Source organism: Streptomyces sp. NPDC030995 (assembly GCF_055571215.1).
In genome coordinates, this window is the sequence record NZ_JBVIFS010000010.1 from 220,350 (window position 1) to 244,184 (window position 23,835).

Annotated in this window: 23 protein-coding genes; 13 read left to right on the forward strand and 10 right to left on the reverse strand. The window is 70.7% G+C overall.

What is annotated here, in order from left to right; all coding sequences use genetic code 11:
* Positions 1-6 precede the first annotated feature (6 nt).
* The 5 genes from ACZ45T_RS18025 to ACZ45T_RS18045 are packed head-to-tail and all read left to right on the forward strand — an operon-like array spanning position 7 to position 5,216.
* Positions 7-1,635: an ABC transporter substrate-binding protein gene (locus ACZ45T_RS18025; RefSeq protein WP_468442286.1), complete on the forward strand. Its 1,629-nt coding sequence runs from the start codon at positions 7-9 to the stop codon at positions 1,633-1,635.
* Positions 1,635-2,603: an ABC transporter permease gene (locus ACZ45T_RS18030; RefSeq protein ID WP_468442288.1), complete on the forward strand. Its 969-nt coding sequence runs from the start codon at positions 1,635-1,637 to the stop codon at positions 2,601-2,603. The genes ACZ45T_RS18025 and ACZ45T_RS18030 overlap by 1 nt, the downstream gene beginning before the upstream one ends.
* A complete protein-coding gene (locus tag ACZ45T_RS18035; RefSeq protein ID WP_468442290.1) occupies positions 2,600-3,454 on the forward strand; it encodes an ABC transporter permease in 855 nt (284 codons plus the stop codon). Before ACZ45T_RS18030 ends, ACZ45T_RS18035 begins: the two co-directional genes overlap by 4 nt.
* On the forward strand, positions 3,451-4,425 hold the full coding sequence (locus tag ACZ45T_RS18040; protein ID WP_468442292.1) for an ABC transporter ATP-binding protein: 975 nt from the start codon (positions 3,451-3,453) through the stop codon (positions 4,423-4,425). Before ACZ45T_RS18035 ends, ACZ45T_RS18040 begins: the two co-directional genes overlap by 4 nt.
* The gene (locus ACZ45T_RS18045) at positions 4,422-5,216 is read left to right on the forward strand and encodes an ABC transporter ATP-binding protein (protein ID WP_468442294.1); all 795 of its coding nucleotides are present in this window, start codon (positions 4,422-4,424) and stop codon (positions 5,214-5,216) included. Before ACZ45T_RS18040 ends, ACZ45T_RS18045 begins: the two co-directional genes overlap by 4 nt.
* Positions 5,217-5,669: 453 nt before the next feature.
* Here the strand turns inward: ACZ45T_RS18045 and ACZ45T_RS18050 are convergent, their stop codons facing one another.
* The 3 genes from ACZ45T_RS18050 to ACZ45T_RS18060 all read right to left on the reverse strand — a co-directional run bounded on the left by ACZ45T_RS18050 (position 5,670) and on the right by ACZ45T_RS18060 (position 9,173).
* Complete coding sequence (locus ACZ45T_RS18050; protein ID WP_468442372.1) at positions 5,670-7,127, reverse strand: catalase; 1,458 nt, start codon at positions 7,125-7,127, stop codon at positions 5,670-5,672.
* Between the two features lie 237 nt (positions 7,128-7,364).
* Positions 7,365-8,264 carry a 2-hydroxy-3-oxopropionate reductase gene (locus tag ACZ45T_RS18055; protein WP_468442296.1) on the reverse strand — a complete coding sequence of 300 codons (900 nt, stop codon included), beginning with the start codon at positions 8,262-8,264 and terminating at the stop codon, positions 7,365-7,367.
* 75 nt (positions 8,265-8,339) lie between these two features.
* Positions 8,340-9,173, reverse strand: coding sequence for a TIM barrel protein (locus ACZ45T_RS18060; RefSeq protein ID WP_468442298.1), 834 nt, complete (start codon positions 9,171-9,173; stop codon positions 8,340-8,342).
* Positions 9,174-9,299: 126 nt separating this feature from the next.
* Between ACZ45T_RS18060 and ACZ45T_RS18065 the strand changes: the two genes are divergently transcribed.
* From ACZ45T_RS18065 to ACZ45T_RS18095, 7 genes are all read left to right on the forward strand, one after another.
* On the forward strand, positions 9,300-9,551 hold the full coding sequence (locus tag ACZ45T_RS18065) for a thiamine-binding protein (protein WP_468442300.1): 252 nt from the start codon (positions 9,300-9,302) through the stop codon (positions 9,549-9,551).
* On the forward strand, positions 9,548-9,946 hold the full coding sequence (locus ACZ45T_RS18070) for a helix-turn-helix domain-containing protein (RefSeq protein WP_468442302.1): 399 nt from the start codon (positions 9,548-9,550) through the stop codon (positions 9,944-9,946). The genes ACZ45T_RS18065 and ACZ45T_RS18070 overlap by 4 nt, the downstream gene beginning before the upstream one ends.
* 154 nt (positions 9,947-10,100) lie before the next feature.
* Positions 10,101-10,607 carry a 2-oxo-4-hydroxy-4-carboxy-5-ureidoimidazoline decarboxylase gene (gene uraD, locus ACZ45T_RS18075; protein ID WP_468442304.1) on the forward strand — a complete coding sequence of 169 codons (507 nt, stop codon included), beginning with the start codon at positions 10,101-10,103 and terminating at the stop codon, positions 10,605-10,607.
* Between the two features lie 8 nt (positions 10,608-10,615).
* Positions 10,616-11,020, forward strand: coding sequence for a hydroxyisourate hydrolase (gene uraH / locus ACZ45T_RS18080; protein WP_468442306.1), 405 nt, complete (start codon positions 10,616-10,618; stop codon positions 11,018-11,020).
* A 1-nt stretch (position 11,021) separates the two neighbouring features.
* Complete coding sequence (gene pucL / locus ACZ45T_RS18085; protein WP_468442308.1) at positions 11,022-11,945, forward strand: factor-independent urate hydroxylase; 924 nt, start codon at positions 11,022-11,024, stop codon at positions 11,943-11,945.
* A 189-nt stretch (positions 11,946-12,134) separates the two neighbouring features.
* Positions 12,135-13,538 (forward strand): 8-oxoguanine deaminase, encoded by a 1,404-nt coding sequence (locus tag ACZ45T_RS18090; protein WP_468442310.1) that lies wholly within the window; start codon positions 12,135-12,137, stop codon positions 13,536-13,538.
* A gap of 304 nt (positions 13,539-13,842) precedes the next feature.
* Positions 13,843-15,243, forward strand: coding sequence for a nucleobase:cation symporter-2 family protein (locus tag ACZ45T_RS18095; RefSeq protein ID WP_468442312.1), 1,401 nt, complete (start codon positions 13,843-13,845; stop codon positions 15,241-15,243).
* 132 nt (positions 15,244-15,375) lie between these two features.
* Here the strand turns inward: ACZ45T_RS18095 and ACZ45T_RS18100 are convergent, their stop codons facing one another.
* From ACZ45T_RS18100 to ACZ45T_RS18120, 5 genes are all read right to left on the reverse strand, one after another.
* Complete coding sequence (locus ACZ45T_RS18100; RefSeq protein ID WP_468442314.1) at positions 15,376-15,963, reverse strand: 3'-5' exonuclease; 588 nt, start codon at positions 15,961-15,963, stop codon at positions 15,376-15,378.
* A gap of 84 nt (positions 15,964-16,047) precedes the next feature.
* A complete protein-coding gene (locus tag ACZ45T_RS18105; protein ID WP_468442374.1) occupies positions 16,048-17,169 on the reverse strand; it encodes a GDSL-type esterase/lipase family protein in 1,122 nt (373 codons plus the stop codon).
* Positions 17,170-17,507: 338 nt separating this feature from the next.
* Entirely contained in the window at positions 17,508-19,136 is a 1,629-nt protein-coding gene (gene aceB, locus ACZ45T_RS18110; RefSeq protein WP_468442316.1) for a malate synthase A, read from the reverse strand.
* 252 nt (positions 19,137-19,388) lie between these two features.
* Positions 19,389-20,012 (reverse strand): nucleotidyltransferase family protein, encoded by a 624-nt coding sequence (locus tag ACZ45T_RS18115; protein ID WP_468442318.1) that lies wholly within the window; start codon positions 20,010-20,012, stop codon positions 19,389-19,391.
* Positions 19,967-20,161: a hypothetical protein gene (locus ACZ45T_RS18120; protein ID WP_468442320.1), complete on the reverse strand. Its 195-nt coding sequence runs from the start codon at positions 20,159-20,161 to the stop codon at positions 19,967-19,969. Before ACZ45T_RS18120 ends, ACZ45T_RS18115 begins: the two co-directional genes overlap by 46 nt.
* Positions 20,162-20,249: 88 nt before the next feature.
* Here ACZ45T_RS18120 and yczR point away from each other — a divergent pair, with 88 nt between their 5' ends.
* Entirely contained in the window at positions 20,250-21,737 is a 1,488-nt protein-coding gene (yczR, locus tag ACZ45T_RS18125; protein WP_468442322.1) for a MocR-like transcription factor YczR, read from the forward strand.
* 186 nt (positions 21,738-21,923) lie between these two features.
* Here yczR and ACZ45T_RS18130 read toward each other — a convergent pair whose 3' ends face one another.
* Together ACZ45T_RS18130 and ACZ45T_RS18135 are read right to left on the reverse strand one after the other, a co-directional pair.
* Positions 21,924-22,553: a response regulator gene (locus tag ACZ45T_RS18130; protein ID WP_468442324.1), complete on the reverse strand. Its 630-nt coding sequence runs from the start codon at positions 22,551-22,553 to the stop codon at positions 21,924-21,926.
* A 2-nt stretch (positions 22,554-22,555) separates the two neighbouring features.
* Entirely contained in the window at positions 22,556-23,794 is a 1,239-nt protein-coding gene (locus ACZ45T_RS18135) for a sensor histidine kinase (RefSeq protein WP_468442326.1), read from the reverse strand.
* Between the last annotated feature and the right edge of the window lie 41 nt (positions 23,795-23,835).

Genomic DNA, 23,835 nt, shown 5'->3' on the forward strand with positions numbered 1-23,835 from the left:
GCCTGCATGCCGATCCCCTCACCCCGCCGCCTGGCCGCCCCGGCCGCCGCGGTCCTCGCCCTGCTGTTCACGGGCGCGGGCTGCGCGGCCCCGGCCGGCGGCTCCGGCGCCGCCGCCGTCCCCCTCTCCACCGCGACGCCCCCCGCCCGCGGCGACATCGACGGCTTCACCTGGGCCCTCTACGCCGAGCCGCCCGTCCTCGACTACCTCTACGCCTTCGACTACCCGCAGAACACCGTTCTCGCCAACGTCTGCGAATCCCTGATGCGTTGGACCCCCGGGCTCACCCTCGAACCGGGACTCGCCGAGAAGGCCTCGAACCCCGACCCCACCACCTGGGTCTACGACCTGCGCCCGAACGTGCGCTTCCACAGCGGCGCCACACTCACCGCCGACGACGCGGTCGCCAGCCTGAGGCGCCACCTCGACCCGGAGCTCGGCTCGTACTGGATCGAGGACTTCAAGAACGTCGAATCCGTGGAGAAGACCGGACCGCTCCAGATCACCGTCCACCTCACCACCCCCGACGCGATGTTCCCGCAGGCCATGGCCAACTCCGCCGGTACGGTCGCGAACGCCGCCACCATGGCGGAGCAGGGCAAGGCCTTCGGCACCGCCGACGGCGGCCTCGACTGCACCGGCCCCTTCCGGCTGGGGGAGTGGGAGCAGGGCGCGTCGCTGCGCCTGGACCGCTTCGACGGCTACCACGGCAAGCGCGCCAGGGCCGGCCACGTCACCTTCGCCTTCCTCCCCGACTCCGCCGCCCGCACCAACGCCCTGCTCACCGGCGAAGTCGACGGCTCCTTCGCCGTGCCCCCGGAGTCCATGTCCCGGCTGCGCGCCGCCGACACCGGGCACCTCTACCGCGGCGAGGGCCTCACCACCGTCAACCTCGCCGTCGCCGACCTCGGCGGCACCCTTGCCGACGTCCGCGTCCGCCGGGCCCTGATGCTCGCCCTCGACCGCGAGGGCTTCGCCAAGGGGGCCATGCGCGGGGCCGCCACCCCCACCAGCTCCCTGGTGGCCAAGGCGACCTGGCGCGGCATACCGCCCGAACCGGTGGCGGCCGGGCTCGCCGCGCTGCCGCCCGTACAGCGGGACCTGGAGCAGGCGAAGCGCCTCGTCGACGAGGCCGGGGCACGCGGCAGGAAGCTCACCGTCGCCTCCAGCCCGCTCGGCCCGGACGTCGCCCTCCTCGCCACCGCCGTCCAGGACGCCGGCCGCCGCATCGGACTCGACGTCGAGATCCGGACCGTCGCCCCCGACGCCTTCACCGCGCTGTTCTCCGACCCCGAGGCCCGCAAGGGGCTCGACCTCTTCCCCTACACCTACTACCTCTCCGTCAGCGACCCGCTGAGCATGTACGCGAACTTCCGCACGGGCCAGTTCGAGAACTACGGGGGCTACAGCTCACCCGCGTACGACGCCCTCGCCGACGAGGCGAGCGCCGCGTACGACCCGGCCGAGCGCGGCATCCTCACCGCCCGGCTCGCCGCGATGGCCGCGGCCGAGGCCGTGTGCCTGCCGGTGGCCGAGTATCCCGGCGCCGTGTTCCTGAACGAGCGCATCACCGGCGCCCCCACGACCATCTCCTACATGTACGCCCCGTGGGCCGCCGAAGTGGGGGCCTCCTGATGACGGACCCGTCCGGCCCGATCCGCTTCCTGCTGAGACGTCTCGGCGAACTCCTCGCCACCCTCCTCGCCGCCTCCTTCCTCGTGTACGCCGCCGTCCGCCTGGCCCCCGGCAAGCCCGAGACCTTCCTGCTGGGCGGCCGCGGCGCCAACCCGCAGGCGCTGGCCGCGATCCGGGAGCAGTACCACCTCGACGACCCTTTCCTCGTCCAGTACGGGAAATGGCTCGCCGGAGCCGTCACCGGCGACCTCGGCACCTCCTTCCAGTACCGCAGCGATGTCCTGGACCTGGTCTCCGCGCGGGTGCCCGTCACCCTCGCCCTGATCGGAATCTCAGCTTTCCTGGTGCTCACCGGCGGCCTCCTGCTCGGCCTGCTGAGCGCCGTCCGGGGCGGCCGGACCGACCGGGCCGTCCTCGTCGTCACCTCGGCCGCCGTCGCCACCCCCTCCTTCATCGCCGCGATCCTGCTGCTCTCGCTCTTCTGGGTCCGCCTCGGCTGGTTCCCCGTACTCGGCAGCGGTGACGGCTTCCTCGACACCCTCCACCACCTCGCCCTGCCGGCGCTCGCCCTGGCCCTGCCCTTCGTCGGAGTGCTCGCCCGGGTCACCAGGGCGGCCCTGCTGGAGCAGTTCGCCCAGGACCACGTCACCGTCGCCCGCAGCCGGGGAGTCCCGGAGCGGACCGTCGTGCGCCGCCACGTGCTGCGCGGCGCGCTGGGCCCCGTCCTCACCCAGGCCGGGCTCACCCTCTCCGGGCTGATGGTCTGCACGATCCTCGTGGAGTCCGCATTCGGCCTCGGCGGGCTCGGCGAGTTCCTCGCCAAGTCCGTCAGCGTGAAGGACTTCCCCGTCGTCCAGGCGATCTCCCTGCTGACCATCACGCTCTTCGTCCTCGTCAACCTCGCCGTCGACCTCGTCCACCCGCTCATCGACCCCCGGGTCCGGCTCGGCGCGAGGAGCACCGAATGACCGCACTCCTGCTCAGACCGAAAGCCGTACGGCGCACCGGCCGGGGAGGGGGCCGGCTGTACCGCGTGAGCCTCGGCTCCGCCGCCCTCGTCGTCCTGGTCGCCCTGTTCGCGCCCTGGCTCGCCCCGCACGACCCGAACGCCGTCGACTTCGGCGCCTCCCTCGCGGGCCCCTCGTCGGACCTGCTGCTCGGCGGCGACATCAGCGGCCGCGACACCCTCTCCCGCCTGATCACCGGCGCCCGCACCTCGCTCCTCGGGCCGCTCTGCGTGGTCGCCCTGTCCACCCTGCTCGGGGTCGCGATCGGGGTCGCCGCCGCCTGGCGCGGCGGCCTGCTCGACGCCGTGCTCTCGCGCACCAGCGAACTCCTGCTCGCCTTCCCGGGGCTGCTGCTGGCCATGACGCTCGTCTCGCTCTACGGCCGCGGCCTGATCGCCCCGGTCGTCGCGCTCTCCCTCGCCTACACCCCCTTCGTCAGCCGCCTCGCCCGAAGCCTCGCCCTCGCCGAGGCCGGCAAGCCGTACCTGGCGGCGTACCGGGTCCAGGGCTTCTCCGGCCCGTGGATCTGCGTACGCCACCTGATCCCCAACATCGCCCCCGTCGTCCTCGCCCAGTCCACCGTCAACTTCGGCTACGCCCTGCTCGACCTGGCCGCCCTGTCCTTCCTCGGCCTCGGCGTGCCGCCGCTCACCCCGGACTGGGGAGCCGTGATCAACGACGGGCAGTCGGCGATCCTCGAAGGGGCGCCGCTCTCCGCGCTCGCCCCCTGCCTCGCGGTGATCCTCACCGTCGTCGCCTTCAACGTCGTCGGCGAGCACGTCGCCGACCGGGTCGCCGGGAGGACCGCGTGAACGACACCGTGAACGACACCGTCAACACCCCCGTGAACGACCCCGTGAACGACCCCGTACTGGAGGTGGCGGACCTCCACCTGGCGCTCCCCGGCCAGGCCCGGCCCGTGCTCGCCGGAGTGAACCTGACGGTCCGGTCAGGCGAAACCGTCGCCCTGGTCGGCGAGTCGGGCTCCGGCAAGTCCCTCACCGCACGCGCGGCCCTCGGCCTGCTGCCGGCCGGTGCGGACGTCTCGGGGGAGGTCCGGGTGGCCGGGGAGGACGTCCTGACCATGCGCCCGGACCGCCTCCGGACCGTCCGCTCCACCACCGCTTCGATGATCTTCCAGGACCCGCGGTCCGCGATGAACCCGCTGCGCAGGCTGGGCGACTTCCTCACGGAGACCGTACGCGCAACCGCGCGGGCCGACGCCCTGCCCGAACTCCTCGACGCGGTCGGCCTGTCGCCCCGCGTCCTGCGCCAGTACCCCCACGAGCTCTCCGGCGGCATGCTGCAACGCGTCATGATCGCCGCCGCCCTGCTGCCCGGCCCCCGGCTGCTCCTCGCCGACGAACCCACCACCGCCCTCGACACCGTCACCCAGGCCGAGATCATCACCCTGCTCGCCCGGCTCCGCGCGGAGCGCGGCTGCGGCCTGCTCTTCGTCACCCACGACCTGGAACTCGCCGCCGCCATCAGCGACCGGGTCTACGTCATGTACGCGGGCCGGATCGCCGAAACCGGCCCGGCCGCCGCCCTGTTCGAACACCCCCGGCACCCCTACACCGCGGCCCTGCTCGCCGCCACGCCCCGCCTCGACGCCCCGCCCGGCCCCCTCGTCGGGATCGAGGGCCGCCCGCCGGACCTGCGCACCGCCGTCATCGGCTGCGCGTTCGCCCCGCGCTGCGCACGCGCGAGCGGCCTGTGCACCCAGGAGATCCCGGCCCCGCGCGCGGGCGTGGCCTGTCACCACGCGGAGGAGTCGTCATGACCGCCGTACTGGAAGTCCGGGGCCTCTGCCGGACCTACGGAGGGGACGTCCGCGCGGTGGACGAGGTGTCCTTCACCGTCCCGGCGGGCGGCGCGCTGGGCATCGTCGGCGCATCCGGTTCGGGCAAGACCACCACGGCCCGGATCATCACGGGCCTGGAACGGCCCGACGCGGGAGAGGTCCTCGTACGGGGCCGGGTACGCGAGCCGGCCGCGAAGGGCCGGGCCACGAAGGGGCGGGCGGAGAAGGGGCGGGCCGCGCGCCTGCGCCGGGCGCGCGAGGTCCAGCTGGTCTTCCAGGACCCGCTGCTCTCGCTGGATCCCAGGATCGCGGCGGGGGAGGTGCTCCGGGAGACCCTGCGGCTGCACTTCCCGGGGCGCGATCCGCGCCCGCGGGTCCGCGAACTGCTGGACCAGGTCGGCCTGGGGCAGCGGGAGGCGGCGGCCCGGCCCCGCGAGCTCTCCGGCGGCCAGCGCCAACGCGTGGCCATCGCCCGGGCCCTGGCCGTGGAGCCGGCGGTCCTGGTGCTGGACGAGGCGGTGGCGGCGCTGGACGTCTCCGTGCAGGCCCAGATCCTGGGCCTGCTGGCAGAGATCCGGGCGGCCACGGAGGTGGCGTACCTCTTCATCACCCATGACCTGGGCGTCGTACGGGCGGTGACGGACGAGCTCGTCGTGATGCGCGCGGGCCGCGTCGTGGAGACGGGCCCGACCGCCTCGGTGCTCTCGTCCCCGGAGCACGAGTACACCCGTCTGCTGCTGGACTCCGTACCGCGCAGGAGACCGCGGTAGCGGGACCGACCGGGACCGACCGGGAGCGACGAGGAGCGGCCGGAAACGACCGGGAGCGGCCGGAAACGGCCGGGAACGACAAAGCGCCGAGTCACGGGACCGTCCGTGACTCGGCGCTCTGGTTGTGACCGCCCGACGGAGCGAGGCTGGCGCGACAGGACGTTCGCACCGCCGGGCGGAGTAGGAGGTTCCTCGTACCCACAGGGGACTCTGTGCGTGGCCCCTGTACGAAGAGGAATGGCTGGGACCGTGGTGGGCGGGCGACGAGAACTCCGGCGCCGTCTCCCTCAGGTCAAGAGACGGGCCTCGGAACCCATTACCACCGCACTGGCTCGCACGCCCACCACGGTCCTCGTCCTGCCCTCACTGCGTACCACCCCTCATCCGGGCAAGCAGCTCGGGCTAGCACCCGGGGCCTGACCTCCCGTCAGGCCCCCGGTACAGCTGTGCGGCTCAGGCGTCGCGCAGGGCGCGAACGGCCTCCTCGACGCGCTTGCCGTAGTCGGCGTCCGCGGCGTGGAAGTGAGCCAGGTTCTTCTCGATGACGTCCTCGAGGGTGACCTGAGACAGCCCGCCGGCGATGTTCGCCACCAGACGCTGCTTCTCGGCCTCCGACATCAGGCGGTAGAGCTCACCGGCCTGGAAGAAGTCGTCGTCCTTGGTGTGGGCCGGGGCCTCGTGGGTGCCCGTGTAGCCGGAGACGGCCTTCGGGGCACCGAGCGCCAGACCGGTCTCGGCCGGACCCTGGTACGAGTTGGGCTCGTAGTTCTTGTCGTGGCGCGAGCCGTTGCGCAGCGCCATGACGCCGTCGCGGCCGTAGTTCTCGGCCTTCGTCGCCTTCGGGGCGTTGACCGGCAGCAGGGTGTGGTTCACACCGAGGCGGTAGCGCTGGGCGTCGGCGTACGCGAAGAGACGGCCCTGGAGCATCTTGTCCGGCGAGGCGGTGATGCCCGGGACGAAGTTGTTCGGGGAGAAGGCGGACTGCTCGACCTCGGCGAAGACGTTGTCCGGGTTGCGGTCGAGGACCAGACGGCCCACGCGCTGCAGCGGGTAGTCGCTGTGCGGCCACACCTTGGTGAGGTCGAACGGGTTGAAGCGGTAGTCCGCGGCCTCGGCGGCGGGCATGATCTGCACGTACAGGGTCCACGAGGGGTTCACACCGCGCTCGATGGCCTGCAGCAGGTCGGTCTGGTGCGAGTTCGCGTCCTTGCCGACGAGCTCGGCGGCCTGCTCGCCCGAGAGGCAGCGGATGCCCTGGTTCGTCTTGAAGTGGTACTTGACGAAGAAGGCCTCGCCCTGTTCGTTCGTCCACTGGTACGTGTGGGAGCCGTAGCCGTTCATGTGACGGTACGACGCCGGGATGCCGCGGTCACCCATCAGCCAGGTGATCTGGTGCGTCGCCTCGGGGGCGTGCGCCCAGAAGTCCCAGACGTTGTCCGGCTCCTGCTTGCCCGTGAAGGGGTCGCGCTTCTGGGAGTGGATGAAGTCGGGGAACTTGATCGGGTCCTTGATGAAGAACACCGGGGTGTTGTTGCCGACGAGGTCGTAGTTGCCCTCTTCGGTGTAGAACTTCAGCGCGAAGCCGCGCGGGTCACGGACGGCGTCCGCGCCGCCGAGGGAGTCCGCGACGGTGGAGAACCGCAGGAAGGTCTCGGTCTTCTTGCCGACCGTGTTCAGGAACGCGGCGCTGGTGTACGCGGTGACGTCGTCCGTCACCTCGAAGTAGCCGTACGCGGCCGAGCCGCGGGCGTGCACCACGCGCTCCGGGATGCGCTCGCGGTTGAAGCGGGCAAGCTTCTCGAGGAGCTGCTGGTCCTGGACCAGGAGCGGGCCACCGACGCCGGCGGTGGCGGAGTTCTGATTGTCGGCGACCGGGGCGCCGGACTCGGTCGTCAGCGTGCGCTTCGACATGGTGACCTTCCGTACGGGTAACTGCTGACGGAAAGTGTCTTCCGTCATGCGGAGCCTAATTTCGGCAAGAACCAAACGTCAACAGTTTGTTGAACGAAGTTGTGAGAGAGGTAATCCGGACGGCGCCGGCGCTTGGGCGCGACAGGACAGGTGTCAGCACCGGCGCCATCCGGAAACTCAAGCCCCCGTGAGGGGGAGCGGCGGCCCGGGGGAGCGGGCCGTCGGGGATCGGCTCGATCAGACCTGCGAGCCGGAGAGGCGCTCGACCGCACGGAGCAGGGCCGAGTGGTCCAGGCCACCGTCACCCTGGGCGCGCAGCGAGGCGACCAGCTGGGCGACGACCGCGCCGACCGGCAGGGCGGCGCCGACGTTGCGGGCGGCGTCGGTGACGATGCCCATGTCCTTGTGGTGCAGGTCGATCCGGAAACCGGGCTTGAAGTCGCGGTTCAGGAAGTTGTCCTTCTTGCGGGTCAGGACGGTGGAGCCGGCCAGACCGCCGTTGAGGACGTCCAGGGCGGCCTGGAGGTTCACGCCGGACTTCTCGAGGAAGACGACGGCCTCGGCGCACGCCTGGATGTTCACCGCGACGATGAGCTGGTTGGCGGCCTTCACCGTCTGGCCGGAGCCGTGCGGGCCGCAGAGCACGATGGTCTTGCCGAGGGACTGGAGGACCGGCAGGGCCTCGTCGAAATCGGCCTGCTCGCCACCCACCATGATCGACAGGACGGCCTCGATGGCGCCGGCCTCGCCGCCGGACACCGGGGCGTCGATGACGCGGATGCCCTTCTCGGCGGCGTTCTTCGCGAGGTCGATCGAGGTCTGCGGGGTGATCGACGACATGTCGATGATCAGCGCGCCGGACTTCGCGTTCTCGAGGATGCCGTTCTCACCGTAGGAGATGGCCTCGACCTGCGGGGAGGCGGGCACCATCGTGATGATGACGTCGGCGTCCTTGACGGCCTCGGCGATCGAGCCGGCCGCGGAACCGCCGGCGGCCGCCAGGCGGTCCAGCTTGTCCTGCTCCAGGGTGAAGCCCGTGACCGGGTAGCCGGCCTTCAGGAGGTTCTCGGCCATGGGGGAGCCCATGATTCCGAGCCCGATCCAGGCGATGGACGGGAGCGCAGTGGGGTTGCTCATGATGAGGGTCCTTCTCTTAATGCTTTGTACGAAAAGTTCGTGACGTGCCTGGCTGATCGCCTGGACTTTGTCCGCCTACTTCGCGGCGCGGGCCTCGGCCGGCAGCCACGCGAAGGAGGCGGCAGCGTCGGCGGCCTTGTACTCCAGGCCTACGTAGCCCTCGTATCCGGCCTTCTTCAGCTGGTCGAGCAGCCCCTCGAGGGGCAGCTCGCCGGTGCCGGGGGCACCCCGTCCGGGCTTGTCCGCGATCTGGACGTGCCCGGTCTTGGCGGCGTACTTTTCGATGACCTCGGAGAGGTCCTCATCGTTCATCGCCAGGTGGTACAGGTCGAGCAGGAACTTGGCGTTCCCGAGGCCGGTGGCCTCGTTGACCTTGTCCACTACCTCGATGCCGGCCGGGGCGCTCACCAGCGGGTAGAGCGGCGACTCGGGCTTGTTGAGGGTCTCGATCAGGAGGATCGCGCCGACGCGGTCCGCGGCCTGAGCCGCCACGACCAGGTTCTTCAGCGCGAGCTCGTCCTGAACGGCCGGGTCCACGCCTTCGACGCGGTTGCCGTAGAGGGCGTTCAGCGCCTTGCAGCCGACCGAGGCCGCGAAGTCGGCGGCCACGTTGATGTTGGCGTTGAAGCGCTCCGACTCCTCACCGGGAACCGAAACCGCACCGCGGTCCGGGCCCGGCAGCTGGCCGGCGTAGAAGTTCAGTCCCACGAGCTGGGTGCCGGCGTCCTCAAGAGCCTTCTTGAGAGCGTCGAGCTCCTCCTGTGCGGGGGTGGGGGTCTCGATCCAGGGCCACCACAGCTCGACCGCCGTGAAGCCCGCCGCGGCGGCAGCCGCGGGACGCTCCAGAAGCGGGAGTTCCGTGAAGAGGATCGAGAGGTTTACATCGAAGCGCTGGTCCGTGTATCCCATGAGGGGTGTGCGCTCCTTCCGTATTGCGGAAGTTAGTTTCTGCTTGATGGAAGACTGCATGGGGTTCCGCGCGGATGTCAAGTGCGGACTCCCGAAAAATCCCGACTGCCCGGTAGCTTGAGGCGCGTGCGATTGAGAGTGGAGTTCACGACCGAGCCCTTCGACCTCGAAGAGGCTCCTGCCCATGCCGTGGCCGCCCGTGAGGTCATCCAGAAGGCCCAATTGGACGCGGTGGACGTCGGCCCGTTCGGCAACACCGCCGAAGGCGAGGCCGACCGGGTGCTGGACGCGGTGCGCGCCCTGCTGCGCGATTCCCTGGAGGCCGGAGCCACGCGCGTCTCGCTCCAGGTCAACGTGATCGGGGAGGACACCCCATGACCGAACCCCGCGACCACCCGTTCGTCACCGCGGTCAAGCCGCTGGTGGACGCCATGGGTGGCGAGCTGATGGATCCGGCCCTGGCGCAGCCCGACGACGTCGTGCTCAGCTGGGAGGGCCAGGACCTGCTCGCCGTACGCCTGCCGCAGCTCTCGGACTCGCTGGATCACATCCTTGCGGCCCTGGAGCGCCGCCACGGCGTACCGTTGTCGCAGCTCGACCGGAAGTCCAAGCAGGACGTCGTGCGGATACTGGAGGCGCGAGGCGCCTTCTCGGTGCGGCACGGTGTGGAAACGGTCGCGAGCGCCCTGGGCGTCAGCCGTTTCACGGTCTACAACTACTTGAACAGGGACTCGAGCACCTCGAAAGGGGCCGGCAAGAGCAGCCGGGAGTGAACGAAGCCTGACCCACAGTGACGAGCCGCCGCCCAATTCACCCGGGCGGCGGCTTTTGTGTACGGGAAGTTTCAACAAAGTGTTGACGCCGTGTTGTGGAGGGCGTTAGCTATGCGCAGCCCGTCAAAGCAACAACAGGCCACGGAGGCCTACCGTGACTTCGAGTCCGACCCCGGGTCTCACCCGGTTCAACACCTTGGACGACAGTGCGGCCACGGCCGAGCTGCACGAGGTGTGCGCCAGTTCGGCGTGGGGGAGCAAGATGCTCGCCCAGCGCCCCTTCACCACCGCAGAGTCCCTGTTCGCCGCGAACGAGGCCGCCATGGCGGAGCTCACCGCGGAGGACCTGGGCGAGGCGATGGGAGGCCACGCGCCGATCGGCCGGCCGAAGCCGGGAGACCCGACCTCCGCCCGCGAGCAGCGTGGCATGGCCGGTGCCTCGGAGGAGCTCAAGAACGAGCTCCTCGAACTGAACCTGGCCTACCAGGAGAAGTTCGGCCACGTCTTCCTCATCTGTGCCACCGGTGCGACCGGTGAGTTCATGCGGGACGCGGTCAAGGTCCGGATCGACAACTCGCCGGAGCGGGAGCGAGAGATCGCCCGCGGTGAGCTCGTCAAGATCAACAAGATCCGCCTGACCCGACTCGTCGAAGGAGAGTGAAGCTACGCATGAGCACTGAGACCACCGCGTCGGTGTCCACGCACATCCTGGACACCAGCATCGGCAAGCCCGCCGAGGGCGTCGCCATCTCCCTGTCGGCCCGCGCGGGCCAGGGCGGCGAGTGGGCGGCCCTGGGCGGCTCCGCCACCGATGCGGACGGGCGCTGCAAGGACCTGCCGGCCCTGCCGGAGGGCACCACCCACGTGCGTCTCGACTTCGAGACCGAGACGTACTTCTTTAACAAGCACAGTTTCAAGAAGCAAGCCGAGGCGCAGCAGGACGCCCCCCGCGTAAGGGACAGCGGTGCGTTTTTCCCGGAAGTGACGATCACGTTCGCGGTCACTCCTGGCGAGCATTACCACGTACCGCTGCTGCTCAACCCGTTCGGCTACTCCGTTTACCGAGGGAGCTAGCATGGCCACGATTCTGGGCCAGAACCAGTACGGCAAAGCAGAGAACCGCGTCGTCAAGATCACGCGGGACGGCGACACGCACCACATCAAGGACCTGAACGTCTCGGTCGCCCTCTCCGGCGACATGGACGACGTCCACTACTCCGGCTCGAACGCCAACGTCCTTCCGACGGACACCACCAAGAACACGGTGTACGCGTTCGCCAAGGAGTACGGCATCGAGTCCGCCGAGCAGTTCGGCATCCACCTGGCGCGCTGGTTCGTCAACAGCCAGGAGCCGATCCAGAAGGCCCGCATCCGGATCGAAGAGTACGCCTGGGACCGGATCGCCACCTCGGACGCCAACTCCAAGTTCATCGGCTCCGACGAGGTGAACCACTCCTTCGTCCGCCAGGGCATGGAGACCCGCGTCACCCAGATCACGTACGACGGCAAGAACTGGGAGGTCATCTCCGGCCTCAAGGACCTGGTCGTCATGAACTCCACGAACTCCGAGTTCTGGGGCTACGTGAAGGACAAGTACACGACGCTGAAGGAGGCCTACGACCGCATCCTGGCCACCCAGGTGTCGGCTCGCTGGCGCTTCAACTGGTCGGACGACGAGCAGCGGATGCCCAACTGGGAGAAGTCCTACGCCGAGACCCGCAAGCACATGCTCCAGGCCTTCGCGGAGACCTACTCCCTGTCGCTGCAGCAGACCCTGTACCAGATGGGTTCGCGCATCATCAACCACCGTTCGGAGATCGACGAGGTCCGCTTCTCGCTCCCGAACAAGCACCACTTCCTCGTGGACCTTGAGCCGTTCGGCCTCAAGAACGACAACGAGGTGTACTTCGCCGCGGACCGTCCGTACGGTCTGATCGAGGCGACGGTCCTGCGTGACGGCGTCGACGCCCGCATCCCCGTGGACATGACCAACCTCTGATCGGCACGTGCGTCCCGGGGCACCGCAGTGGCCCCGGGACGTCGCGACACTCTTCAGCTTCCTGAATCGGCACCCGGACGCAACCCACGGGGCGGCAGTACTGTCAGCTGTCAAGGCCCCCGGCTCCGGCACTCAAATCTCCTGGGCCTTGCCGTGCCCATACCGCCACTGAAAGCACGAGGAAGTCCCATGGCAGCATCGGCAGCCCCTGACAGCGCGCTCGAGCGCATCGTCATTGAGAACTGTGCGATTGCGACTGTCGACGCGAACGACACCGAGTACGCCTCGGGCCACGTGGTCGTCGCCGGCAACAAGATCGAGTCCATCGGCGCGGGCAAGGCCCCCGAGAACCTCGAGAACGTGGTCCGCCGCATCGACGGCACCGGGCACCTCGTGACCCCCGGTCTGGTCAACACGCACCACCACTTCTACCAGTGGATCACGCGTGGTCTGGCCACCGACCACAACCTCTTCAACTGGCTCGTCGCGCTGTACCCGACGTGGGCGCGCATCGACGAGCAGATGGCCTACACGGCCGCCCAGGGTTCCCTGGCCGCGATGGCCCGCGGCGGTGTCACCACCGCCATGGACCACCACTACGTGTACCCCAAGGGTGCCGGCGACCTCTCCGGCTCGATCATCCGCGCCGCCTCCGAGATGGGCGTCCGCTTCACCCTCGCCCGCGGTTCCATGGACCGCAGCGAGAAGGACGGCGGCCTGCCGCCGGACCACGCGGTCGAGACCCTCGAGGGTGCGCTCGCGGACACCGAGGCGACCGTGAAGAAGTACCACGACGCCTCCTTCGACGCGATGACCCAGGTCGCCGTCGCCCCGTGCTCCCCCTTCTCGGTCTCCACCGAGCTGCTGAGGCAGGGCGCCGAGCTGGCTCGCCGCCTGGGCGTGCGCATGCACACGCACGGCTCCGAGACCGTCGAGGAAGAGCAGTTCTGCAAGGAACTGTTCGGCATGGGCCCGACCGACTACTTCGAGTCGACCGGCTGGCTCGGCGAGGACGTGTGGATGGCGCACAGCGTCCACATGAACGACTCCGACATCGCCGCGTTCGCCCGTACCAAGACCGGTGTCGCGCACTGCCCGTCCTCCAACGCCCGTCTGGCCGCCGGCATCGCCCGGGTCCCGGACATGCTCGCCGCCGGCGTCCCGGTCGGCCTCGGCGTGGACGGCACCGCCTCCAACGAGTCCGGTGAGCTGCACACCGAGCTGCGCAACGCGCTGCTGATCAACCGCCTCAACCCGGTCCACCGCGAGCGCGCCCTGAACGCGCGTCAGGCCCTGCGCCTCGGTACGTACGGTGGCGCCCAGGTCCTCGGCCGCAGCGACAACATCGGTTCGCTGGAGGTCGGCAAGTGCGCCGACCTGGTGATGTGGAACCTGAGCACCTTCCTGCACTCCTCGATCGCCGACCCGGTCACCGCGCTGGTCTTCGGTGCGGCCGCCCCGGTGACCGCGTCGTTCGTCAACGGCAAGCAGATCGTCGAGAACAACCGACTCCTCTTCGCCGACGAGGACGCCATCGCCGTGTCCACGCGGGAAGAGGCCCAGCGCCTCGCGCGGATCACCGCGCAGGCCTGATTTCGAAGTCCGGCCGGGGGGGACGGCCCCCGGCCGGCGGCCGCGGACCCGAGCGGGGTCCGTCGGCAGCCGTTCCCGGGAAGCGCCTGAGGAAATCCGAGGGCGCCCCCGGGGGCGGTGACTCGTGCCACTGGCTTCGCCATGCGCGAAAACTCAGCGGAACGGTTTGGGCGAATCGTTTCTGCACCCCTTGGGACAAGCATGCGCACCACCCACAACTCCATACCGCTCGACTCGCACCGCTTTCGCACCACCTCCAAGACACCCACGTCCCTGCCGACGTGTTACCCGACCGGAGGAAGCCGTGGCCCAGGCGCCCAGGTTTCGCAAAGACGCAGTCGCAGTACCGCAGGTCTCCGGGGAGAAACACCCGGTCGACGAGATCCTGCCTCCGCTGAAGATGTTCACGAGCGGTCTCCAGCACGTGGCCGCCATGTACGCGGGTGTCGTGGCCCCGCCCATGATCGTCGGCCCTGCCGTCGGTCTCTCCGCCACCGAGACCGCCTTCCTGATGGGCGCCTCGCTCTTCACCGCCGGCCTCGCCACCCTCCTCCAGACCCTCGGGTTCTGGAAGATCGGCGCCAAACTCCCCTTCGTCAACGGCGTCTCCTTCGCCGGTGTGACCCCGATGATCGCCATCGGCAAGGGGGAGGGGGACCATGCCATCCCCGTCATCTTCGGCGCGATCATCGTCGCCGGAGTCCTCGGCTTCTTCGCCGCCCCCTACTTCGGCAAACTCGTCCGGTTCTTCCCACCGGTCGTGACGGGCACGGTCATCACCCTGATCGGCGTGTCCCTCCTGCCGGTGGCCTTCAACTGGTCACAGGGCGGGAACAGCACCGCCGCCGACTACGGCTCGATGAAGAACATAGGCATGGCCGCCGCCACCCTGGTCATCGTCCTGCTGATGCGCAAGTTCCTGCGCGGCTTCCTCCAGCAGATCGCCATCCTGCTCGGCCTGGTCGCGGGCACGCTCATCGCGCTGCCGCTCGGCATGACCAGCTTCGACGCCGTCAAGGACGCCTCCGTCGTCGGCTTCCCGACCCCGTTCCACTTCGGCGCCCCGCAGTTCCAGGTCGCCGCGATCATCTCCATGTGCATCGTCATGCTCGTCTGCATGACCGAGTCCACCGCCGACATCCTCGCGCTCGGCAAGATCGTCGGACGTCCGGCGGACGCCAAGACCATCGAGGGCGGCCTGCGCGCCGACACCCTGGGCAGCGCCATCAGCCCGCTGTTCAACGGCTTCATGTGCAGCGCCTTCGCCCAGAACATCGGGCTGGTGGCCATGACCAAGGTGCGCAGCCGGTTCGTGGTCGCCGCGGGCGGCGGCATCCTGATCCTGCTCGGCCTGTGCCCGATGGCGGCCTCCGTCATCGGCGTGGTCCCGCTGCCCGTCCTCGGCGGCGCCGGCATCGTCCTCTTCGGATCGGTCGCGGCCAGCGGCATCCAGACCCTGGCCGGTGCGGCCATGGAGAAGGGCGAGAACGCCCTGATCGTGGCCGCCTCCGTGGGCATCGGCCTGATCCCGATCGCCGCGCCGGAGTTCTACCACGCCTTCCCGAAGGACCTCCTCGTCGTCCTCGACTCGGGCATCAGCACCGGCTGCGTGGTGGCCATCCTGCTCAACCTGGCCTTCAACCACCTCGGCGCGAAGAAGGGAGCGGCCGCGGAAGCCGCCCCGGACCCGGTGCCGGTGCACTGACGGGCCGCCGCGCCTCGCCGACATCGCACGGCGGTGCGCACGTCACCCACTGCGGGCGTGGCGTGCGCACCGCCGTACGCATGCGTGCGCGCGTACGCGCATGCCCGTACGCCCGTACGCCCGTACGTGCCCTCAGGGCTGCCAGAGCATCAGATTGCTCATCAGCTCGGCCTGCTCGACGGCGTCGTCGAGGGCGTGGTGCGTGTGCCGTCGCCCGGAGCGCAGTTCCCGCGGCATCCGGCCCTTGACGGCGGCCCGGAGCGGCACCCGCGCCTTCGTCGCGTAGAGGGTCTTCATGTCCAGGCAGCCGGAGTGGCCGAAGGGGCTGTCCCCGCCGAACCGGATCAGGTACCAGTACAGGAAGGTCCAGTCGAAGGAGGCCGGGTAGCCGCACATCACCGGCTGCGCCCCCACGGACACCTCCCGCACCCAGGAGCGGAACTCGGCCATGGCCACCGCCGGATCGGCGCCCTCCCGGACCAGCCGGTCGCGGTCCAGCCCGCTCACGGCGAGCGCCTCGGGTACGTGGTCGTCACTGATCGGCCGCAGTTCCCGGTAGAAGGTCTGCCGCTCCGGATCGGCTGCCGTATACGAAGCGCCGTCCTGCCGGCCGGCGACCGCGGCCCCGAAACTGATCATCGAGTACGGTCCGGGAATGGGCCCGTCGGCCTCGATGTCGACGGAGATGTAGAGACTGGGACGTGCGGTGCGAACTGCCATGCGCGAGAGCATGCCAGCCCGCACCGTCTTCGATCATCCGGTTTTCCCCGGCTGCGACGCGGCTGCGCCGCGGCCGCTTCGCGGCTACGACGCGGGCGTCAGGTACATCCCGCTCTCGTCGCCCCCGGCGGTGTTCTTGCAGCTGAAACCGGAGCTCGCGGGCTGGGCGACCACCAGGGAGAGGCAGCGCCCGGCGGCCAGCTGGCCGAAGTAGTTCGGGTGCATGGACTCCTGGATGAGGCCCTGCGACTCGTTGTTGTCGATCCAGCGCGCCCACTCGCTCGTCTTCGCCGAGGCCGGGACCGTGGAGGTCACCTGCTTGCTCGCCTTGGCGCACACCTCGCGGCCCTGGAGCATGTCCCGCAGGTCCAGGAACTGCACTCCCTTGGTCGCGGCGACGCCCTTGATCCGATTGGCGATCTGCGGCACGAGCGAGTCCCGCGCCCAGTCCGAGTCCTTGTTCCAGAAGGGGCAGCCGCCCGTGTTGAGGCGGCTCCAGTCGCTCTGGGTGTACCGGTTGTCCGCGCCCCGCGGGATCGGCGACGGGTAGGACTGGAGCACGATGCGGTACGAGGAGTCGGCGTACCCGGCCGCCCGCATCACGGCCCGCACCTCGTCCACGGACTTCCCGACCTTGCCCATGACCTCGTCGATCTTCTGGTCGACGCCGTACTGCTGGTCGTCGTAGCAGTACGAGTTCCAGAGGATGAAGTCGTACGCGCAGTCCTTGATGATGTCGGCGAAGCCCAGGTCGTTCCCGCCGATGGACAGCGCGATGACCTTGACGTTGTGGCTGGCGGCCACCGCGGCGAGCTGATCGGCCTGCGGGGCCTCGCCCTTGAAGGCGACGCCGCCGTTGGAGGCACGGAACACGTTGTCGGACGTCGCGCCGGAGCAGGCCAGGTTCACGGCGACGTCGGCGATCGCGCCCGCGCTGCGCACCTCGGCGGAGTCGGAGCGGTGACACCCGCCCGCGGTGGTCCCGTACACCTTGGCGGGATCGTAGGTGCTGCCGCTGACCCAGCCCCGGTCGGTCCCGTTGCGGCTCCCGGTGTTGGTCAGGCTGTTGCCCTTCCAGCGCCCGCCTTCGCCCGAGATGTAGCTGTCGCCCATGGACACCACCGCGGTGGGGCCGCTGCCGGGGCTGGCCACGGAGGTGCCGGCCCCACCGGCCACCAGCGCGCTGACGGCGAGCGGGAGAACCATCCCGGCCCCGGCCAGTCGTCGCACACGACGGCGGTCCCGGTCCTTGCTGACCTTGCGGAATCCGATCACTGCGGAACTCCTGCGTTCGGCCACGCCGAAGTCGGCAACGACTGCGTCGCGTGGCTGGGAAGTGGGGGTACCGCCGGCCGGTGGCATCGGAAAGGTGACACGCGGCTGCTTGTTACCGCTAGGTACAGGCAAGTTACGAACAAGTAACAACCGACCGGTCGTTCGGCGGTTCGCATTCCGCAACGCAAACGGCTCCGCCCCCGTGCCGTGAGGCGACGGGGGCGGAGCCGACAGCTTCGACTGCTGTGCGTTTCAGTCGAAACCAGGTATCAGCCGACCAGTTGGTCGTACGCGGGGAGGGTGAGGAAGTCCGCGTAGTCCGCGTCCAGGGAGACCTGGAGGAGGAGGTCGTGGGCCTGCTGCCACTTGCCGGCCGCGAAGGCCTCGTCGCCGACCTCGGCGCGGATGGCGGCCAGTTCCTCGGCCGCGATCTTGCGGGTCAGCTCCGCCGTGGCGAGCACGTGTTCGCCGTCGTGGTCGAAGGTGACGCCGGCGTTGATCCACTGCCAGATCTGCGAGCGCGAGATCTCGGCGGTCGCCGCGTCCTCCATCAGGCCGAAGATGCCGACGGCGCCGAGGCCCCGCAGCCAGGCCTCGATGTAGCGGATGCCGACCTGGACCGCGTTGCGCAGGCCCTCGTACGTGGGCTTCGCGTCCAGGGAGTCGATCGCGATGAGCTCGCCCGGGGCCACCGAGACGTCCTCGCGCAGCCGGTCCTTCTGGTTCGGCTTCTCGCCGAGCACCGCGTCGAAGGAGGCCATCGCGATCGGGACCAGGTCGGGGTGGGCGACCCAGGAGCCGTCGAAGCCGTCGCCCGCCTCGCGGTCCTTGTCGGCCTTGACCTTCTCGAAGGCGACCTTGTTGGCCTCGGCGTCCTTGCGGGACGGGATGAAGGCCGCCATGCCGCCGATGGCGTGCGCGCCGCGCTTGTGGCAGGTGCGGACGAGGAGTTCGGTGTACGCGCGCATGAACGGGGCCGTCATCGTCACCGCGTTGCGGTCCGGCAGGACGAACTTCTCGCCGCCGTCACGGAAGTTCTTGACGATGGAGAAGAGGTAGTCCCAGCGGCCCGCGTTCAGGCCGGCCGCGTGGTCGCGCAGCTCGTAGAGGATCTCCTCCATCTCGTACGCGGCGGTGATCGTCTCGATGAGGACGGTCGCGCGGACGGTGCCCTGCGGGATACCGACGTAGTCCTGGGAGAAGACGAAGATGTCGTTCCAGAGGCGCGCCTCCAGGTGCGACTCCGTCTTCGGCAGGTAGAAGTACGGGCCCTTGCCGAGGTCGATCAGGCGCTTCGCGTTGTGGAAGAAGTACAGCCCGAAGTCCACGAGCGAGCCGGAGGCCGGGCCGCCCTCGAACTGCAGGTGGCGCTCCTCCAGGTGCCAGCCGCGCGGCCGCATGACGACGGTCGCCAGCTTCTCGGCGGGCCCCAGAGCGTACGCCTTGCCGGTGCGGGTGTCGGTGAAGTCGATGCGGCGCTCGTAGGCGTCGATGAGGTTGAGCTGGCCGAGGACGACGTTCTCCCAGGTGGGAGCCGAGGCGTCCTCGAAGTCGGCGAGCCAGACCTTGGCGCCCGAGTTCAGGGCGTTGATGGTCATCTTGCGGTCCGTCGGACCGGTGATCTCCACACGACGGTCGTTCAGCGCGGCCGGGGCCGGCGCCACCTTCCAGTCGCCCTCGCGGACCTGTGCGGTGTCCGGGAGGAAGTCGAGGGTGGAGGTCCGGGCGATCTCGGCACGGCGCTCGGCGCGGCGGGCGAGGAGCTCGGCGCGGCGGGGGGCGAACCGCCGGTGGAGCTCGGCCACGAAGGCGAGAGCCGCTTCGGTGAGGACTTCGTCCTGCCGGGGCAGGGGCTCGGCGTCGACGATGGCCAGCGGGGACGGCGCTGGTGCGGACATATCTGTCACTCCTTCAGCGGCGGTGCCTGGCGGCCGCGGGGGAATGCTCGCGCGAGACGGCACGCAGTGCCGTCGGGTGTGGAGAGTTCCGGGATACGGTCGCGGGCGCCGTCTGTGGGTTCAGGGCGCTTCTGACCAGTGGATAGTAATTTCCTCATGGTGGAAGTTCAATGGTTTGTTGATGTCGAGATTCTCTGAGTCGACAGATTCCGCTTGTCGGTGGCCCTCAGTGCCACTGTCGTCACGCCGTGCTCAGAGGAGACGCGCGAGGTCGGGCGGTGTGTCGATGTCGAAGGCCTCCGCGATGTCCGAGCACTCCACCAGCATGAGCTCTTCGGCGTGTCGTGCGAGGTGCACGCGCGCGCCCTTGTCGCCCGTGGCGGTCGCGGCGATGTCGGCCCAGCGGTCCGCGCCGAACAGCACCGGGTGGCCTCGCTCCCCGTCGTACGCCGCCGCCACCAGGCTCGCGGGGGAGCGGTACGCCTCCCGGACCCGGGCCACGGCCGCCGGGCCGATCCCCGGCTGGTCCACCAGCGAGACCAGGGCCGCGCTGGCGCCCGTACCGGCCAGGGAGGTGAGGCCGACCCGAAGGGAGGAGCCCATCCCCTCCGCCCAGTCCGGGTTGTCCACGACCACGCAGCCGGTCAGGTCCGCGCGCTCGCGGACCTCGGGTGCCGAGGCGCCGAGCACCACGTGGACCGGACCGCAGCCCGCCTCGCGCAGCACCCGTACGGCGTTCTCGACCAGCGGGCGGCCGCGGTAGGGGAGCAGGGCCTTGGGCCGCCCGCCGAGCCGGCGGCCGCCGCCGGCCGCCAGGAGCAGGCCTGCGATCACTGGTGAACCGGGGTGCCCGGGGGTGTTGTTGTTGGCTGACATGCCACCGATTCTCGCTCCTGTACGGAATCCCGTGAGCGCCGCGCCAGCGTGCGCCGTACGGAGGCCAGCGCGGCCCCGATCCGCAGGGGCCGGGAGATCCGGTTCTCGGTGGCGCTCACCAGGGCGCGTTCGTCACGGTCGGTCAACATGGCGGCTTCTCCTTGCCAATCGGGGGCCAATACAGCGAGTCTGGTCCTCGATTGGCCTGGCCGTCAGAGCCAATCAGGGGAGGTTGGCATGGCAAACGGGCGAGTGGTCCAGACAGCGGACAGAACCATCGGCAGCCGCCAGCTCGCCGCGCTGCTCCCCGCCGACGTGCTGGCCCGCCCCGGCTACCGGGCGCTCGCCGACGCCGTGCGCACGCTGATCCTCGACGGCCGGATCGCCCTGCACGTACGGCTGCCCGCCGAGCGCGAGCTCGCCGAGGCGGTCGGCGCCAGCCGGGCCACCGTCACCGGCGCCTACGACCTGCTGCGCGAGAGCGGCTACGTCCGCAGCCGGCGCGGCTCCGGCACCTGGACCGAGCTCCCCGACGGCCACCGCCCGGTCGGCGCGCACACGATCGTCGGGGCGGGCGGCTACAGCGCCGACGGCGACCCCGGCGTCGACCTCGCCATCGCCGCCATGGGCGCCCCGGAGGGCAGCCTCGCCGAGGCCTTCGCCTGGGCCGCGCCCCGGCTGCCCCGGCTCGCCCGCAGCCCCGGGTACCACCCCTTCGGCCTGCCCGACCTGCGTACGGCCGTGGCCGACCGCTTCACCCGGCGCGGACTGCCCACGCGCCCCGAGCAGATCCTGGTCACGGCCGGGGCCCAGCAGGCCTTCGCGCTGGTCGTCAGCCTGCTCTGCCGGCCGGGGGACCGCGTCGTCACCGAGAACCCGACCTACGCCAACGCCCTCGACGCGCTGCGCCACGCCCGGCTGCGCACCGGCTCCATAGCCGTGTCCGACGCGGGCTGGGACATGGAGATCGCCGAGTCCACGCTGCGCCAGACCGTGCCGAGGCTCGCGTACGTGATCCCCGACTTCCACAATCCGACGGGCGCGCTGATGCCGCCCGAGCAGCGGCTGCGGCTGCTCGCGGCGACCCGCGCCACCGGGACCTGGCTGGTGGTCGACGAGACCATCGCCGACATCGCCCTGGACGTTCCCGCGCCCGCGCCCCTGGCCTCGCTCGCGCCGCGCGGCGGCGCGGACCACGTCATCACCATCGGCTCGCTCAGCAAGACCCACTGGGGCGGCCTGCGGGTCGGCTGGGTCCGGGCCACCGCGAAGATGATCACCGAGCTGACCGCCGTACGGGTCTCGGCCGACATGACCGGCTCGGTACTCGACCAGCTGGTCGCGCTCCCGTTGATGGCGGACCTGGAACGGTCCCTGCCCGCGCGGCTCGCGCAGCTGCGGATCCAGCGGGAGGCCCTGGTGCAGTCGCTCCAGCGGCACACCCCGGAATGGTCCTGGCAGGTCCCGCCGGGCGGCCTCTCGCTCTGGGTCGACCTGGGCGAGGCGGTCAGCTCCGCCCTGGCCGAACGCGCCGCGGCCGCGGGCGTGCACATCGGCCGCGGCGCGCGCTTCGGGGTGGACCCGGGCACCTTCGAGCACCGGCTCCGGATCCCGTACACGCTCCCGGCCGACCGCCTGGACGAGGGCGTACGCCGCCTCGCGAGCGCCTTCCACGACGGGGTCCCGCTGCCGTCGGCGGTGGATCGGCCGTACTGGGTGGCCTAGGGGGTGTCTTGTCGGTCAGGCCGGGTCAGGGAGCGGAGTCTGACGCGTGCGGTCGCAAGGCGGAGGAAGGAGTCGACGCGGTGGGGGCACCTCCCAGCGGTAGCTGGGGGACGTCGGCGAGTGACGACAACGCGGCGAGCGTGCGTGGCAGGCGCCGCGAGCCCGGCCTGACCGACAAGACGCCCCCTAGGGGGTGCGGATCAGGCGGCGGGTGGCGGCCGCGGCGACCGCCGCGGTGCGCGAGTCGACGCCGAGCTTCGCGTACACGTGCACCAGGTGGGACTTGACCGTGGCCTGGCTGAGGAAGAGCTTCTTGGAGATCTGCTGGTTCGACAGGCCGTCCGCGACCAGTTGCAGCACCTCCAGCTCCCGCTTCGTCAGCGCCTCCGCCGGGGTCCGCATCCGGTCCATCAGCCGCAGCGCCACTGCCGGGGCCAGCGCCGACTGGCCCGCCGCGGCCGTCCGTACGGCTGCCGCCAGCTCCTCCGGCGGGGCGTCCTTGAGCAAGTAGCCCGAGGCGCCCGCCTCCACCGCCGCCAGGATGTCCGCGTCCGTGTCGTACGTGGTCAGCACCAGCACCCGGGGCCCGCCCGGGCGGGCCGTGATCAGGGCCGTCGCCGCGGAGCCGTGCATGCCGGGCCCGAACTGGAGGTCCATCAGGACCACGTCCACGGGCTCGGAGGCCGCCAGTTCCACGGCCCGCTCGGCGGTCGCGGCCTCCGCCACCACCGCGAAGTCCGCTTCGGTGTCCAGCACCGCGCGCAGCCCCGCCCGGACCACCGGGTGATCGTCGGCGAGCAGCAGCCGGATCGTCATCGTCAGACCTCCAGGGGCAACGGCAGGGTGACGGCCACGGCGGTGCCCTGGCCGGGGTCGGACTCCACGGTGAACAGCCCGCCCAGCGTCTCGGCGCGCGAGCGCATGGCGGGCAGCCCGAAGCCGCCGTCCCCCGAGCCGGAGCCGGAGCCCGAGCCGGACGCCTCCGAGGAGAGGTCAAAGCCCTGCCCGTCGTCCACGATGTCCAGCGTGACCGAGGCGTCCATGAAGGTCAGGGTGATCTCGGCCCGCCCGGCCTTCGCGTGCCGCACCACATTGGCCAGCGCCGACTGTGCGATCCGCAGCAGGGCCACCTCGTAGGGCGTCGGCAGCACCCGGGGGCTGCCGCTCAGCGAGAACCGGACCCGCGGCCACGGAGCCCCCGCGCACAGCCGTTCCAGCGCGGCCGCGAGGGAGCCGTGCTCCAGGTCCGGCGGGGTGAGGGCCCGTACGAAGCGACGCGCCTCGGCGAGGTTCTCCTGCGCGGCCTCCCGGGCCCGGGCGATGTGTTCCACCGCCGTGGCCGGCGCCGGGTCCTGCTCCGCGAGCGCCCGCTCCGCCGCCCGCAGCAGCAGCTGGATGGAGGACAGCCCCTGGGCGAGGGTGTCGTGGATCTCCCGGGCCAGGCGCTCCCGCTCGGCCAGGATCCCCGCGCTCCGCTCGGCGGCGGCCAGCTCGGCCCGCGTCGCGAGGAGCTCCTCGATCAGCTCGCGCCGGCGTTCGCTCTCGCGGTACAACGCCTGGTAGCCCAGTACGGTCGCCACCGCCACCGCCCCGCCCAGCAGCGGCCCCAGGAAGGCCCCCGGGCTCATCGCGCTGCCGTGCGCGGGGCTGTTGTGTCCGACGAAGCCGGCGATGGCGGCGCACGCCGTCACCGCGACGGCCGCGACGCCCCAGCGCAGCCGCAGCAGGTGCAGCTCCAGGAAGTACAGCGGGAAGGCGATCCACAGCCCGTCGGGCGAGACCGCGAGCAGCACCGCCCAGACCGCGCCGAGCCCGGCCAGCCACATCGCCCCGGCGCGCGGCGAGCTGTGCACGGCGGGGGCCCGTACGCCGCCCAGGTACACGGCGGCCAGCACCGCGCAGACCGCCACCACCCAGCCGGCGCGGGGCGCGGAGTCGGCCACGGCCCGCCCGGCGGCGAGTGCGAGCAGCGCGAGGAACAGCGCGTGCAGGCACAGCCGCAGCACTTTCGACACGGGAGTGAGGGCGCGGGGGGCGCGGGGATCAGGAACAGTCATGGCCTGACCAGCGTAAGTGGGTGCGGACGGGCCCCGGTCAA

Excerpts from the sequence above, each read along its gene's own strand:
- ACZ45T_RS18025 (WP_468442286.1), top strand. The coding sequence starts at position 7 with ATGCCGATCCCCTCACCCCGCCGCCTGGCCGCCCCGGCCGCCGCGGTC.
- ACZ45T_RS18030 (WP_468442288.1), top strand. The coding sequence starts at position 1,635 with ATGACGGACCCGTCCGGCCCGATCCGCTTCCTGCTGAGACGTCTCGGC.
- ACZ45T_RS18035 (WP_468442290.1), top strand. The coding sequence starts at position 2,600 with ATGACCGCACTCCTGCTCAGACCGAAAGCCGTACGGCGCACCGGCCGG.
- ACZ45T_RS18045 (WP_468442294.1), top strand. The coding sequence starts at position 4,422 with ATGACCGCCGTACTGGAAGTCCGGGGCCTCTGCCGGACCTACGGAGGG.
- ACZ45T_RS18050 (WP_468442372.1), bottom strand. The coding sequence starts at position 7,127 with ATGTCGAAGCGCACGCTGACGACCGAGTCCGGCGCCCCGGTCGCCGAC.
- ACZ45T_RS18055 (WP_468442296.1), bottom strand. The coding sequence starts at position 8,264 with ATGAGCAACCCCACTGCGCTCCCGTCCATCGCCTGGATCGGGCTCGGA.
- ACZ45T_RS18060 (WP_468442298.1), bottom strand. The coding sequence starts at position 9,173 with ATGGGATACACGGACCAGCGCTTCGATGTAAACCTCTCGATCCTCTTC.
- ACZ45T_RS18070 (WP_468442302.1), top strand. The coding sequence starts at position 9,548 with ATGACCGAACCCCGCGACCACCCGTTCGTCACCGCGGTCAAGCCGCTG.
- uraH (WP_468442306.1), top strand. The coding sequence starts at position 10,616 with ATGAGCACTGAGACCACCGCGTCGGTGTCCACGCACATCCTGGACACC.
- pucL (WP_468442308.1), top strand. The coding sequence starts at position 11,022 with ATGGCCACGATTCTGGGCCAGAACCAGTACGGCAAAGCAGAGAACCGC.
- ACZ45T_RS18090 (WP_468442310.1), top strand. The coding sequence starts at position 12,135 with ATGGCAGCATCGGCAGCCCCTGACAGCGCGCTCGAGCGCATCGTCATT.
- ACZ45T_RS18100 (WP_468442314.1), bottom strand. The coding sequence starts at position 15,963 with ATGGCAGTTCGCACCGCACGTCCCAGTCTCTACATCTCCGTCGACATC.
- ACZ45T_RS18105 (WP_468442374.1), bottom strand. The coding sequence starts at position 17,169 with ATGGTTCTCCCGCTCGCCGTCAGCGCGCTGGTGGCCGGTGGGGCCGGC.
- aceB (WP_468442316.1), bottom strand. The coding sequence starts at position 19,136 with ATGTCCGCACCAGCGCCGTCCCCGCTGGCCATCGTCGACGCCGAGCCC.
- ACZ45T_RS18115 (WP_468442318.1), bottom strand. The coding sequence starts at position 20,012 with ATGTCAGCCAACAACAACACCCCCGGGCACCCCGGTTCACCAGTGATC.
- ACZ45T_RS18120 (WP_468442320.1), bottom strand. The coding sequence starts at position 20,161 with ATGTTGACCGACCGTGACGAACGCGCCCTGGTGAGCGCCACCGAGAAC.
- yczR (WP_468442322.1), top strand. The coding sequence starts at position 20,250 with ATGGCAAACGGGCGAGTGGTCCAGACAGCGGACAGAACCATCGGCAGC.
- ACZ45T_RS18130 (WP_468442324.1), bottom strand. The coding sequence starts at position 22,553 with ATGACGATCCGGCTGCTGCTCGCCGACGATCACCCGGTGGTCCGGGCG.
- ACZ45T_RS18135 (WP_468442326.1), bottom strand. The coding sequence starts at position 23,794 with ATGACTGTTCCTGATCCCCGCGCCCCCCGCGCCCTCACTCCCGTGTCG.